Raw genomic sequence first — 16383 nt, forward strand, 5'->3', positions numbered from 1 at the left:
ATATCCTCCTCGTACGAATCGTTATAGATTCTCATAAAACTGCTTCATGTCTTCAAACTCATCCAGATCCAAACCACGTGCTCCCACATCCGATGGTGTTAGTTGCCGTCCGGATTGGTCCAGACAATGCTGAATAATGCCCGACAAATGATGTTCAAAACGCAACAGAAGCATTCGGATAGTATCTGCTTCATACGCTTGACGGTTATAAAGCATGCAGATGGAAAGCTTACCGTCTTTCAGCCGCCCATCCAGATAGAGGTGATAGGCTAAATCTGAAACGCTACAATTCTGGTCGGACCATAATTCAACATCCATAGGTGATGTATGAAAGTGAGAGGAACTAACCGATTCAGAATGAATCAAGCGGAAGCCAATTTCCGGGTAATACTTAGCATTAAGTTCCGATTTACCGGAGGTTGCAGAACCATATTTTAGTAATCCATATCCTAAACCCTGGTTGGGTACTTGCCGGACTGTCTCCTTTACGTTTCTTAGCAAAAGAGAACTGTCTTTCCCAGGCTCCATATCCAGGACAATCGGATATATGGAACCGAATTGACCTACGGTTCTTGAAAGGTCCGGTTTGTCCAAAGTCACAGTTTGTTGCTCCCGATCATAATGTTCAAACCCAATGGCGATCTTAGACTGTCCAGACCATTCCACTATAGTCAGTCCCAATGCAGCAAGCAGTAACTCAGCGCTCACCGTATTATAGGTTTGGTTAGCCCGTGTTAACAGCTGGCTTGTTTTCTCGTCCGAAAGCTGTATGATGCAATGTTCTACTGGACGAAGTGTTTCTGAATGTGCAGGTATCTTATGGTCCTTCGGTATAAATTCGCCATTGAAATGAACCTTATCCAGCCAGTAGAGTTTCTCTTTGGCCAGCTTTTTGCTGTCTGCATAGTCTTCTAGCCACCGCATCCAGGAGCGGTAAGAATCTGTTTTGTCAGGAAGCACTATCGGTTCCCCGGTAAGAGCTTGTTCATAGGCAGTTGTGAAATCCTCAAGCAGGATACGCCAAGATGTGGGATCAGCCACTAGCGGATCTACAGAAAGGAAGAACTGGTCGGAGCCCGACATCCTGAATAAGCCTGCGCGTATTCTGGGTCCCTCAAACATTCCATAACTGTTTTGAATTCGGAAGCATTCGGTCTGTAATTGCTTGCTAGCTTCATAGGCATCATCTGAGAGTGAGAACACATCAAGTGTGAACAATTCTTCATTTTCATCTCGGTATACAAGGGTAGACGGTTCGTCGATCGACGCCAGACCAAGCCGCAGTCCCTCGTGATAAGTAGTTAATGTTTGCAGCACAAACCGTAACAGATCCTCATCGAAGTCCGGGTTACCTGCAAATAGCATGGATGTTGTCGTCCGCAAGGTGTACAATGTCCCCAGTTCATTCAACTGCCGCTGAATCGATGTTATTGGAATCTCTCCATGTATCGAATTCTGGTCTGTGTAGCGGAACAAAGTTGTCACAAGCTTGCTAAGGTCCTCAATGAACGGGTGCTCCATTAAAAGAGAAATGTCAAGGGAATAGCCATGCTGACGGAGACGTGAGGCTACCTGAACGGCCTTAATAGAATCGCCGCCAAGCAGAAAAAAATGATCTCGAACGCCTATATGATCACATCCCAAAACGTCTTGCCATACCATGACCAGCGCCTTTTCCACATCATTTCTCGGGGAAACATATTCCGTTTGTAAAGAGTCATCTCGGTCCGGCTCAGGTAAAGCTTTTCGGTCAGTTTTTCCATTGGCCGTAAGAGGAAGCTGCTGCAGAGGCACCACATATGCTGGAATCATATAAAACGGCAGCTTCTGCTTGAGCGCATTTTGCACGTCTAGCGGACTTAATGGCTCAGAAGCCACAAAGTATGCACACAAATCCTTGTAGCCGTCTTTGTTTTCCCGCGCTACGACCACTGCTGACTGGATTCCGTCTACGGACAGCAACTGCGCTTCAATCTCACCCAGTTCAATGCGGTATCCTCTTACTTTAACCTGTTGATCGATCCGCCCCAGATATTCAATGTTGCCGTCAGGCATCCAACGCGCCAAATCTCCTGTGCGGTACATCCGCTCATAACCCTCCGCTCCGCTGTTAAATGGATTGGTAGCGAACTTCTCCTTTGTCAATTCCGGTCGATTAAGATAGCCCCGGGCTACTCCTATACCACTGATACAAAGTTCTCCCACCGCTCCAATCGGTTGCAATCGCTCCGTGCCTTCCTGTACAACGTACAAATGAATATTATCAATCGGTTTACCGATCGGGATCACCGAGTGTTCTTCCACAGGCTCGCATTCAAAGAATGAAACGTCTACAGTAGCTTCTGTTGGACCATACAAGTTAATTAGTTTTGCGCTTCCAATCCCTGACATAATTCGATAGAAACGCGCCACCTGCTGAGGAGGCAATGCTTCGCCGCTGGCAAATACATGCTTTAGCGTTTTCAATTTGGCTTGCACGACTTCCCTTGGTTGCTGCTCCAGATATTCCAGAAAAATATGCAGCATCGCGGGTACAAAATGAAGGGTGCTTACCTTGTCTTCATTAATCGTGTTCAGGATCTGTTCGGGAGACTTTTCTCCGCCGATTGGCAACAAGCTTACTTTAGAGCCCACCATCGACCACCAGAACAACTCCCATACGGATACGTCAAAAGTAAAGGCAGTTTTTTGCAAAATCGTATCTTCTACGTTCAGCCCGTATCTATTGTGCATCCAGCAGAGCCGATTCACGACGGAGCGGTGCTCAACAATAACCCCTTTCGGTTTCCCTGTGGAACCGGAAGTATAGATGATATAGGCCGCATGGTTGGGTTCTGCTAGAGGCGCAAGGTTGGAGGCATCTTCATGCCAGCTACTCATGCAGTCTGTCATAGGCTCCGTCGACCTGGACGCTTGCAAAGCCATGATCGTGGAAGTATAATCCAGCACCATTACCTTGCAGTCCGCATATTGCTTCAGCTGTTCTGCAAACTGTGGTTGTGTCAGCACCAGTTGTGTTCTTGAATCTTCAAGCATATATTGAATTCTTTCTTGTGGGTATCCCGGGTCAATTGGTACATAAGCTCCACCCGCTTTTAGAATTGCATAGATGCCAATCATCATCTCAGGTGAACGCTGAGCGATAATCCCCACCGGCTGATCCGGTCCCACTCCTTCCGCCCGCAGCGTTCGCGCTAAACGATTCGCCAGCTCATTCAACTCTTGGTAAGTCATACACTTATCTCCAAATATGATTGCCATGTCATCTGGAGTCCTGCTAACCTGCTGCTCAAACCTTCCATGAATCGTTGCATCCCGCGGAAAATAGGCAGAGGTGTTGTTGAACTCATATAGTAATAAGTGCTTATCTTCTTCTGTCAGCATATCCATGTCAGCCAAGCGAATTCCGACATCTTGAGTTGCAATTTCCAACACTTTTATATAATGGAGGGCAAATCGCTCAATCGTCTCCAACTTAAACAGGCTGGTCGAATACTCCCAGGTGAAAGTTAAATGGTCTTGAGTTTCCGTTACATGTAATGAAAGATCGAACTTCGATACACCTGCATTAAACTCATTCGGTTGCAAACGAAGTCCCTCGAATTCAATGACCTCTGTTCCCTTATTTTGCAGACTGAACATCGTATCAAAGATGGGATTGCGGCTTACATCGCGTACTCGATCCAGTTGGTCGACCAGTTGTTCAAATGGATATTCCTGGTGCTCCAACGCAAGCAGAGTGTTATGTTTGACGTCCTCCAGGAAAGCACTGAATGGCTGGGACGCTAGCGGTCGATTACGGAGAACTAAAGTATTCACAAACATGCCGATCATCGCTTCCGTATCCGCATGCCCTCTACCCGCTGCCGGCGTACCTACGAGGATGTCCTCTTGCCCGGAGTATTTGCTTAACAGCACATTATAAGCTGCCAAAAGCACCATAAAGAGCGTTGCTCCCGTGTCTCTTGACAATTGATTAAGTCTATCCGTCAGCTTGGATTGCACAATGACGGTAAGGATGTCCCCTGCGAAGCTCTGACTTGGCGGACGAGCAAAGTCAGTTGGCAGGTCCAATACAGGGAGCTCGCCGTCCAACGTGTCTAACCAAAATGCTTCATCCTTTACTTGGCTGTCTCCGGCATAATGTTGTTTTTGCCAAACGACATAGTCTTTGTAGTGCACGTTAATGGGGGCAAGTGGCATACCCTGATACCGCGTGCTGATCTCATCCATTAATACTGCCATCGAGAAGCCGTCTGAAATGATATGGTGCATATCGATCAGCAACATAAACTGATCACGATGGATTGCGAACAGCTCAGCACGAATTAAAGGAGCCTTACTCAGGTCAAAAGGCTGAATAAACAGTTCATGGGCGTGATTAGCATCCTCTTCGGAAATTGGAGTAACAGGAATGTCCAGTGAAAGCATATCCTGTACCTTCTGCACGGTTTCCCCGTCTACTAACTCAAAATACGTCCGAAAGGATTCATGCCGTGAAAAAACCTCCTTCACTGCATCAATGAACCTGGAAACGTGTAACTCTCCCTCTATATGCAGTTGACCCGATACATGATACGCTGCACCTCCACCCAGTTGATCCAGCACATACATTCTTTTTTGAGCGGGAGATACCGGATAAAAGGGCTGTAAATCTGCCGGAACAAGCGGCTCAAACTTTCGCTTTTGTCCTCCTCTTACATGTGCCGCCAGTTGTGCAATCGTTTGCAAATGTAAAATTTGTACCAGCGGAATATATACTTCGAATTCCTTGTTAATTCTGCTTAGAATAACAGTCGCTTTTAAGGAGTCTCCACCCATTTGAAAAAAATTATCGTTGTATCCGATATTAGATACATTCAAAACTTCCTTACATATGGATATCAGTTTGTCCTCAATCATATTACCGTCAGAAACCTGCTTCTGCGAGTCCTCTATCCTGATATCTTCTGGTTTCGGTAATGATTGAAAATCCGGCTTCCCATCAGCCAAAAGAGGGATGCTATCCATCAAAACCCAAAAGCGAGGTTGCCCATAATCAGGAAGTATTGAGCTTACACTCTCTTTCAGCTTCGCTATATCCCACGAATTAGAATTATTGTCCACTATATAAGCCACTAGATACGATGAGTTACTGCTCTCGCCGTCTTTCCGTGCCGTCAAAACACAGGCATCCAAATCCAGTGCTCGCAAAATATGTTTCTCTATCTGCTCAAGATTCACTTGATGCCCGCGAATAAGAACATCTCGGTTAACTGCACCAATATGTCGAATTCTCCCTCCAACCTCGACATAAGCCCATTCCAGCGTCGTTCCCAGTAAACCAGCGGATGTGGCCAAATATACTTGTCCGATGGTACCCGTAGGAGACGGATGTTTATATTTGTCCAAGTTACAAGGATAATTCCCTTTAGAATCCGCGTATGTCGCCCACACTTCCAGAAGCCGCTCCCTTTGCGTACTTCTAAGCAAAGACAGCGCAGATACACGCATTCCGTCTTCCTGCACAATCGAGCTCAGCAGATGTAAAAAGTATTGCGCCCATACCTCTATAGTGTCTTGTTGAAAAAGACTCGCAGCATAGTCAAAATCAAGCCGCAACTGCTGACCAGACTCCGTAACATTCAGAAACAACTCATACTGACAGGACAATATTTCATGCTCCAACAATTCTGTTTCCAGTCCGTAATAGTGAAACTCCGGAATGGGCCTATCCATATTGAACAACACCTTAAGAATGGGCAAATGGCTTAATCCTAACTGGGCAAGTCCGGCAAAGCTGTATTTCTGATAAGCATCCAGCGTATGCATTACTCGCTTGACCGTCTGCGTGAATTCCGTGAACGTTGCTCCAGAGTCTACCTCACAAATCACTGGAAGCAAGTTAACGCAGTGGCCAATTAGCGGGGACACACCCATATGAGATTGCCCTGCGGTTGGAATACCTACTATTATTTGATTTTGGCCTGTCAGTCTGTGCAAGAAAAGCTGAAAAGCAGACAATAAAGTCACAAACAAGCTGTTGCCAAGCCGAATACTGACTGATTTCAGTTGCTTCACCAGAGGCGCATCCACCACAATGGTGTGCCGTGCTCCGCGCGAAGAAGGAGAGCTGATGTTGCGTTGGAGAGACGGCAAGTCAAGAACTGGCAATGGCTTCGCAAGTACATCCGACCAAAAAGCAAGGGCAGCTGCTCCACCTGCCTCTAACTGGTTTTGCTGCCATGCTGCGAAAACTCGGAACGGAACAGGATCGGGAAGCGTGCAGCGTTCGCCCCGTACACAAGCGGAATAAAGTTGTTCCAGTTCATGGAAAAACACACCGATGGACCAGCCATCTGCAATCAGATGATGAAATGTAAATGCAGCGATGTGCTTCTCATTCGACGTTTTTAAAAGCTGGATACGGAATAAAGGTTCCCCCGCACTTATTGGGAATACGGTCTCCCTGTCCTTCTCCATCCAAGCACGGATATCGTGTTTCTGCTCCTCTCCAGAAAGACTGCTGATATCATGCAGCGGGATGCTAACGGTCATTGCCGGGGCGATGATCTGCGTTTCTCCGTCCTCCCCCATAAAGGTGCGTAAGGCTTCGTGGCGCTCAACGATGTGATGGACAGCCTCATTAAATTCCTTAACATGTAGCGGGCCCCGGAAACGCAGTAAAACAGTCTCATGAAGCGACTCCGACCCCTTTGAATCCGAGACTGAGGCGAACCATAACTGCTTCTGATCCGGAGTCAGCTTAATCGTCGATTCCTTAAGGTCTGCAGTTGCAGTTTCAGGAAAAAAATCCTTGTTTAGATCGCTTTCATGAGGGTGCAGATCCGGCAGAAATCCTCCTTTACGCAGCTCATTAACGCTCTCTTTAATTGCCTGTACAATTCGCTCCATATCTTCCGAAGTATGAGCCGTTGACAAAAAACAGTTACGGCCTTCCCATATATAAATTCCTTTATCCAGCATGTGATAGAAGAATAGTTCCAAGTCACCTTTAAGGACGAAGCGGAACAAGGAACCGAAGTAAACGACCTTTATAGGTATCTGTTCCTCCGTAAAATAGTGGTTCAGTTCTGCTGCGAGCGCCTTCGTACGACTATTCAGCTCGTTATGCAGTTGCCCCCTGTCCTTCTCCAACCGCTCTAGTACGGCCAGCGAAGCTGCCATAGCCAGGGGGTGATGGCAAAATGTTCCCGCTACAAACGTTCGCTGTTGCTCATGCGGTGGATAAGAGTCATCTCCGAAGCTCCACATTCCTCCATCAATTCCATCCATGAACGATGCTTTCCCTGCCACGATACCGATCGGAAGACCGCCGCCAATGATTTTACCGTAAGTTACAAGGTCGGCTTCAATGCCGTACCACGCCTGCGCACCCCCCGGCTGAATACGGAAGCCCGTAATTACCTCATCAAAAATGAACGCGGTCCCGGATTGCTCCGTAATCTGGCGTACTTCCTTCAGAAAAGCTGCGGGCTGGAAATCAGGGCGGCGACTCTGCACTGGCTCTATGAGAACAGCAGCCAGTGCATGGGCATGGGAGCGGATATATTGGAGTGACTCGTCCGTTCCATAGCTGAGCACAACGACATCGTCCACCATGTGCTGTAGTACACCAGGTGCCAGAGGAGTGGAATGTTGTTCCCTGTCATCCGTTGCTCCCCCCAATGCCAATATTCCATCAAAGTTACCGTGATAGGAACCAGAAAAAATTACCACTTTATCCCGCCCGGTGGCAGCCCGTGCTAACCGAAGAGCGACCATAATCGCCTCTGTCCCCGAGTTATATAGCGCAATTCGTTCCATGCCTGTCATTTTGCAAATTTTTTCGGCAATCTGCCCGGCCATATTAGACATCGGTCCAAGGCACATCCCGTTATGTATTTCCTTCTCTATCGATTCACGAATAAAGGATGGGTTGTGACCAAACAAATTGACCCCAAACCCCATCGTCAAATCAATATATTCATTACCATCCAAATCCCAAATTTTAGAACCCTCTGCACGTTGGGATATAATCTGATACACCATTTCCTTGAGAGCAAGCCTAAATCCGGCCACATTCCGGTTATTGGCGTATACAGACCTGTATTGCTGAGTATATTCTTTGGTCTTTCGTGTGCGCATCGTGTAATGTTCAATCAGCTTTTGCAGATGCTTTTCCTGCCTAAGTGAAAGTGAATTATGGGCCTGTACATCTATTTTTTGATAAGGAACAAATGCTTTCGGTTTTTTTCTGTCTGGCAAAACAGCTGACACAGAAGCCTGTACGGGGGAAACAGAAGTAACTGTGGCAGCTACCTCCTTCATCGCGGATGTCTGAGGCTCGACAGCAGTTTGTAGTGAATGCGATTCAGGCATTGCCACTGGTGCAAGCCGAGATTGACACAGTATTTCCATCTGCTGCGACATGAGTTGAAGTTGCATTTCTAAAATTCGTTCTCTCCCCGCAAATACATCCTTATTTGATAGCTTGCTTTCTTGTGGTGCGGGGCCTTCTATATGGATAGTAGATTTTTGACTCCAGCCCGACAAAACGGAAGGTACCGAAGAAGTGATACTAGACGACGCAGCCAGCTGATGCTCCTCCGAATTCTGGAACAATTCTTCAGAGGTCGAGGCTACCCTATCAGCAATATAGTTTGTCAGCAACTCCAGCGTAGTCAGTGATTCAAAAAACTCGTTCATCGGGATATCCAAGCCAAACGTACTTTTAATGCTGTGTCTAACCTGAGATAGAAGAATAGAGTCTAAACCCAGTTCTAAAAAATGTTTTTGCGGCTCTAATTCGTCTGGACTGAGTTGGGATACACTTTCGATTATTTTTGACAGTTTATTAGTAATCGTAGATTTTTGCGGATTGGAAGCAGATTCCGTCGAAAAATACTCATTCACCATCTTTTCAGACTCCTTTACTATGGGGTATTCAAGGAATTAATTTTATCCTTTCCAACTGTGACGCTAGCCTAAAAAGCACGATAAACCTAGCTAGGGGTACAAGATAAAGTTCTCATAGGAAGGTAAATATGAACGGTCCACTGTATAAGGAACCATCCTTATACTAATAAAATATAATTATCCATCTGGTAAAGCGAGGATCTAATTTGTTTTATTAAACCATTAATGGCTAAATTCTTTTATTCAACTTATTATGCAGGATATAGTTTTTTTCCAGTATTGATTCTTAAAAACTCAAATCTTTTCTTTTACCCGCTGACATGCGTCCTCATAAACTTTAAAATTCACGACACTCAAAGCTCAAATTAAAGACTCAAAGGCTTTAATATGGTTGCTCTGCCCTTTACGAGCGATTACAACCACTTGCAAAATATGACCTTTGTTGACTCCTGTCGATTCAGCGCAGCCTCACAGCCCAATTGCGATTTTCTTCCACTGGCTTTTTTTATAATTGGTACCCGCACTACTAAAAATGCCAAGTCCTAAGAATAGAACCTGACATTTTATCAAATTTGGAGCGTAAAGACGCCGAGGTGCACTTTACTTAATTTTTCGGCAAAATAATACGGGATTGGCCAATTCACTTAACGTCTCACATTAATATAAGTTCGCATGTTAAGAAGTCACTTCGTTTCTTGACATTAAGCGAACCAGAACTGCCTTTGATCCGGGGTTAGTGGAATGACCGTTTCATCCACATCCACTGTCGATACTTCTGAAAGGTCAGCTATAGACACACTTCGCTTACCTGGACCTGGGCCTTTCCCGATCGGGGTCAGATCAGGCAAGAAGCCCCCTTTACGCAGCTCATCTACACTGTCCTTGACAGCTTGTATGATCCGCGCAATATCTTCCTCCGTATGAGCGGTCGACAAGAAGCAGTTCCGCCCTTCCCAGATGTAAATACCCTTTTCCAGCATGTGATAGAATAAAAGCTCCAGATCACCCTTGAGTACGAAGCGAAATAGTGAACCAAAGTGAACAATCTTCATGGGTATCTGCTCATGGGTAAAGTAACTATTTAACTCTGCTGCCAACGCCGAAGTACGGCTGTTCAACTGATTTTGCAGCTGTTCGCCGTGGCTTTCCAAATAATCCAACACTGCTAGGGATGCCGCCATCGCCAGCGGGTGATGACAGAACGTACCGGCTACAAAGGTTCGCCGGTGCTCATTCTGAGGATAGGAATTATCTCCGAAGCTCCAGGTGCCACCGTCAATCCCATCCATAAAGGCGGCTTTCCCTGCTACGATACCGATTGGCATCCCTCCGCCAATAACTTTACCATAGGTCACAAGGTCAGCTTGTACACCAAACCACGCTTGAGCGCCTCCCGGTTGAATTCGGAAGCCTGTAATCACTTCATCAAAAATAAAAGCTGTACCGGATTGTTCCGTGATCTGACGAACCTCTTGTAAAAAGGCCTTCGGCTGAAAATCAGGACGACGACTTTGCACCGGCTCCACAAGCACAGCAGCCAGCTCCTGCCCATGTGTGCGTATATAATCCAGCGATTCATCCGTTCCATAGTTAAGTACAACGATATCGTCCACCATGTGCTGCAAAATGCCAGGCGCAAGAGGTGTGGAATGCTCCTTATTGTTGCCAGCGCTACCCAACGCTAGCACCCCATCGAATGTACCGTGATAGGAGCCGGCAAAAATGGCTACTTTGGCTCGCCCGGTGGCAGCACGCGCCAAACGAAGAGCAACCATAACCGCCTCAGTGCCGGAATTGTACAAAGCGATCCGTTCTACACCGGTCAGCTTGCAAATCTTCTCGGCGACTTGTCCTGCCATGTTGGACATAGGTCCGACACACATGCCGTTCTTTAGCTCTGCGTCAATTTTTTCACGGATAAAGGCTGGATTGTGTCCAAACAGATTAACACCAAAGCCCATGGTCAAATCTACATATTCATTCCCATCCAAATCCCAAATTTTGGACCCGTCTGCACGTTGAGATACAATTTGATAGACCATTTCCTTTAAAATATGCCGGAAGCCAGCTACATTACGGTTATTCGCGTAGACAGACCGATACTGCTGAGTGTACTGCTTGGTGCTTCGCGTCCGAGCAGTATAGCGCTCAATCAGCTCTTGCAGATGTTGTTCTTGTCGTTGTGAAAGCAATTCATGGGCTTTGACCTCCAGCTTTTTATAAGGCGTAAACGGTTTTGCTTCATGGCCTGCCTTCTTCGGAACAGCTAGTACCGGTGAAACAGTAGCTAATGCAGTTGCGACTTCCTGTTTGGTTTCAATGATCTCTGCGCTTCCTCTATTTGCTGACGACAAACCCCTTTCCGGTTGAAATGATTGAGAAACGGATGTCGGAGGAGTCGGTTGAGTTCGGAGCACATCAAGCTGCTGTGACATCACGTGCAGCTGCTGCTGCAAAATCTGCTCGATACCAGCAGAAGTCGCTATAACTGTTGTGCTTTGAAATGGCTCTTGCCCGGACGTAACTATTCCATGAGTCGATGTACCAATTGCGCTGGAATCCTGCCCTGTCCAGGTTGATACTGTAGTAGCATCTACCCGATTAAGGGGTATTTTCGGTTGGCTTTCCAGAGCACCAACTGCTGCCTCGTCAGAAACGGAACTCACCTGATCTGCAACGTAGCTAGTCAACAATTCGAGCGTGGTCAGCGATTCAAAAAATTCATTCATTGGGACATCCAGGTCGAATGTATCCTTGATGCTGTGGCGGACCTGGGACAAATTAATGGAGTCCAGCCCTAGTTCTAGAAAATGTGTTCGCGGTTCCAGTTCCTCAAGACTAAGTTGTGACACATTACCGATCATTTTCGCTAGCTTTTGTTGAATGGAATATTTATGCTTTTCCGTAAACGACGCTGACGTCGAATACTCATTCTCCATAATTTCAGACTCCCTTACTATTGTATTTTTATAAACGGGTGCAGTCTGCTCCGATCGAACCTGTTCTGGAACATGAATCCAGCACCTTTTCCTTTCAAACGGATACGTAGGCAGCGAAATCCTTTTGTACGGGTGACCTGCGTATAGCGTGTCCCAGTCTATCTGTGCCCCCTGTACGTACTTCACTGCTACTTGCTCCAGTGCTTGCAAAGTGTCTGAGCTTCCGACGGCTGTTTCTGTACCAACATTACTATCTACTTTCCCAATGTATACACCTTCAATGGCCTTGCCCTGCTCATGAAGCTGATGTAATTTCGCTTTCAGGGCCTCCGCTCCTTCGGCTATCACAGCCACTCGATATGTTAAGTGACTTCTGCCTGTGTTAGCCGTATAGCAGACATCCTCCATCGGCAATTCTTCCTCACGTTCAAAGCGATCCACGTACCGTGCAATCAACTCGCTTAAAGCTCCTTTAGTTCGCGCCGATAGTGTCAGCAGCAATGGCGATGATTCATTTTTTCGGTCGGTGGTTTCTTGGCCCGCACCCTTTTTCGCTATATATTCTTCCAGCACCACGTGACAGTTTGTCCCGCTGAAGCCAAAGGAACTCACCCCGCATCTTCTCGGGAATCCGTCTGTCTTCCATTCCCTCAGTCTAGTGTTGGCATACACCGGAGATTCTTCAAAATGGATGTTCCGGTTGGGTGTGCGAAAATGAACGAGCGGTGCAATCTGCTGATGTTTCATTGACAGCACGCATTTGATCAATCCCGCAATCCCAGCAGCTTCGTATAAATGCCCAATATTCGTTTTGACCGTGCTTATCGCCACAAACTGCTTGCGCTGTGTAAATTTGCGGAATGCTTGGGTAATGCCCTTAATTTCAACGGGGTCACCCAGCTTGGTGCCAGTACCATGGGCTTCAATATAGCTTACCGTCTCGGGATCGATCCGTGCATCACGCCATGCCTGCGAAATGACTTCTGATTGAGCCAGCGCATTGGGCGCGGAAATTCCAATCGTACTGCCGTCCTGATTAATCGCGCTTCCTTTGATCACACCCAGAATGTGATCTCCGTCTTTTTCCGCTTGACGAAGCGGCTTTAAGAGAACGGCTCCAACGCCTTCGCCCCAGCCTGTGCCGTCCGACTGATCGTCGAATGCTCGTGCCCGGTCATCGGAGGATTCCATGCCAATGCCAGCTTTCAACGGCAGCAAAATGGTCTTCACTCCACCGGCCAAAGCCATCTCGCAGTCTCCATTCAAAATCGACTTACACGCCAGATGTACCGCCACGAGTGACGAGGAGCATGCCGTATCAATGGTCAGTGCCGGGCCTTTTAAATCAAGCAAATACGCAATCCGGCTGGAAATAATGGACGATAAATTACCAATGGCAAAGTTCGGCAGCGCGCCTGGTTCCACCTCGGACAACAAACGCTCGTATTCAAAGCTGGTTTTGGAGAATCCAACATACACTCCTACCTTTTTCCCCGACAGCTGTTTTCCTCCATAGCCTGCATCCTCAATCGTGCTCCAAGCAGTTTGCAGAAATAAACGTTGATTCGGGTCCATCAGAGAAGCTTCCCGTGGAGTTAGCTTGAAGAAGGTGTAGTCAAATTTGTCCACTTCATCCAGATAGCCACCTTCGGCGATTTGCATGTTTCTCCCTTCCATATTCAGACGGGAAATAAAAGCTTCGGCATCCTTTTTTCTTTCGTCGCTATATGGACTGATATGGTCTGTACCGGAAGCTACATTCGCCCAAAACTGCTCCAGTGTATCCGCATGAGGAAACTTGCCGGACATGCCAATGATAGCAATATCCAGGTCCTCTACCTCCTCTTTGGATTCTGGTTGCGGTGCTGTAATCACCTTATGACCTAAATCCTGACTGGATATATATCCAGCTAGCTTGGCGATAGTCGGGTAAGAGAAGAAGTCCGTTACCTCAATATGAATCCCGAGTTGTTCCTCTAATTGGTCCGCGATCTGAACGAGTTGTAAGGAAGTTACGCCGATATCAAAGTAGCTGTCTTCCGTTCCAATTGACTGTACATTTAAAATAGCTTGGCAAATCCCAATCAGTTTTTGCTCGATCTCACCTTGATGAATAGGGGCATGGTTCGCTACCTGTGTAATTTGAGTGGCCTCCGCCAGGGATGCCAATACTGCATCAAATTCTCCCTGCTCGTAGCTCTGAGCTAGCTTGTAGCGCTGAACCTTTCCACTAGTAGTTTTGGGAATACGGCGGATTGGAACTACATCTTGAATATGCCATCCTCCCCGATAATTCAAATGGCTTTTCAGCCTTTGGACTAGTGGCAAAAATAACTCTATTTTTTTCGTGTGCATCACAAAAACAACAATACGATCCTGCCGAGTTTGTTCATCATGTACACCGCAGACAGCTACTTTCCCCAGATCCACCCCGTCCAGTTCCTCTGCAATCCTTTCGATATCATGCGGATAAATGTTCTGACCGTTCACGAAAATAATGTCCTTGGCTCTGCCTGTAATCACCAGTCGTCCGTTTCTCATAAAACCCAAATCTCCGGTAATGAGCCAGTCATCCTTTGTCTTGACCTTTGCGGTAGCCTCAGGATTGTTATAGTACCCGGCAGTCACATTTTTGCCGCGAATTTGGGTGTATCCGATTACATTGTCCTTTAGCACCTGATTTTGCTCATCACAAATACGAACGGAGGTGCTGGCCATGGGGTAGCCCAAATCCGCAAACGTAAGACAACGCTTATCGGATGAATCTACTTCTTCTATAGGTTCACCTACATGCAGCTGCTGCCGATTTAAATGAATGGTAACAAAATTATCTTTATCCAAAGGTGGAGTGGAGACACCTACGCTGGCCTCTGCCAAGCCGTATACAGGATACATGATATTTTTATTTAATCCATGTACACTCATGGCTTCCATAAATACATGGCAAAGCTCCACCGATATGGGCTCAGCCCCATTTAAAATCATACGAACACTTGACAAATCCCAGTTATCCGCTGTTTTGGATTTATATTGATCAAGGAAAAATTTATAGCCGAAGTTAGGAGAACAGATTTGAGTCACCTTATGCTCCGACACCTTTTTTAGCCATAATGAAGGACGTCTTATAAAAAGAGCTGTTGGCATAATGAGTTGCTTGGCATGGGCGATGACACAAGTTAAATGAAAAGCGATCAACCCCAAATCATGTGTGAGTGGCATCCAGCCTAGATACGCATCACTTGAAGTCATTCCCGTTTGACTGGCGATATCCCGAATATTGTATACGAGATTCTCATGCGTCAGCATGACTCCCTTAGGATCACCTGTCGAACCAGAGGAAAATTGAATAAACGCCAAATCCTCCGGTCTGGATTCATGTATGGTCCCTTTGTTCTGATCGGAATAATCAAAATCATGACTAGAAAAGGTCGCTTTTTTTACAGAATCAAAGAAATCCAGCATCTCATGCTGGTGAGAATACTTTTCTAGCTGCTCTAGTACTTTATGATCCGCAATCATGTAAGGGCAAGTAAGGGTACTCCAGATTTTAAACAGCTTCATTTTATGTTCATCATTATTCCCGATACTTACAGGTACGGGGACGATTCCTCCGAGCAGACAGCCCCAAAACACATTCACAAAGGTATGATTGTCTTCAATTTGCATAATTAGCTTATTACCAGGCTGTACTCCTTTTTCCTGCAATTGATGAAGCACCTGCAGTGCTTGCTCCAGAAGTTGACTGTAGCTTACATACTCCTCCTGTGTATCACCCGAAATGAAAATAATCCCATTTTCAGCTCTACTGGCTCGGTCCTGAATGATTTCAATTAAAGTTTGAAACTGTTCCATCCTGATCCCTCCTCAAAAGGTCTAAAACTTCCTCCTGCTCTCCTGCAGATACTTGTTTGGTTTGCAATATCAGGCGAATACACTCCAGCGCTTCGCGTCTTAGTTCATAAGCAGAAGAAGAGTTGCCCGATTCTATGCTTTTGAGTAACTCTTCCAACCTGCGAATAGGTAAAATAACCCCCTTATGATACTCATCCTCATTCCAATTGGCATTGGGTGTAGACACCGCCACCGCCAGCGGTTTGACCAACCAATCACGGATCGAAAAACGACGTTCCAGTTCAATCCGATCCAAGTCTCTGTCCAAGGAAAGCACCTCAAAAGCGATGTTTGTTTCCTTTGCCAAGTTTTTCAGCACCGTTCGCGGTCCTAATTCAATCCCCTGCTTCACCCCATGTTTCTCCATATACTGCATCGTTTGTATCCACCGCACTGGACGGATCATTTGCAAATGCAAACCTTGACGAATGCTGTTGGCATCCGTATATGGTAGTGCTGTAACATTAGAAATGACAGGCCACAGTGGTTCATGAAACGTATATTTTTGCAGTTCCAATGCTAATCGGTCAGCAGCATGCTGCATAAGCGGGCTGTGAAAAGGGCCGCTTACCTGCAAACGGGTAATTTGGAACCCGCGTTGCTCTAATTGTCCCGCCACGGCAGCAACAGAGGCATGATGACCAGAAACGACGTA

General features: G+C 46.4%; 3 protein-coding genes. All 3 read right to left on the minus strand.

The features are described from left to right. Positions 1 to 21 precede the first annotated feature (21 nt). A complete protein-coding gene (locus ACL9RM_RS23410; RefSeq protein WP_414126578.1) occupies positions 22 to 8895 on the minus strand; it encodes an amino acid adenylation domain-containing protein in 8874 nt (2957 codons plus the stop codon). A gap of 704 nt (positions 8896 to 9599) precedes the next feature. After that, positions 9600 to 15689: an aminotransferase class III-fold pyridoxal phosphate-dependent enzyme gene (locus ACL9RM_RS23415; protein WP_250268323.1), complete on the minus strand. Its 6090-nt coding sequence runs from the start codon at positions 15687 to 15689 to the stop codon at positions 9600 to 9602. Further along, positions 15664 to 16383, minus strand: a 720-nt coding sequence (locus tag ACL9RM_RS23420; RefSeq protein ID WP_414126577.1) for an ACP S-malonyltransferase, incomplete at its 5' end; no start/stop codon positions are given. The genes ACL9RM_RS23415 and ACL9RM_RS23420, both read right to left, overlap by 26 nt.

This window comes from Paenibacillus sp. S29, assembly GCF_049319765.1.
GTDB classification, from domain to species: Bacteria; Bacillota; Bacilli; order Paenibacillales; family Paenibacillaceae; genus Paenibacillus; species Paenibacillus polymyxa_B.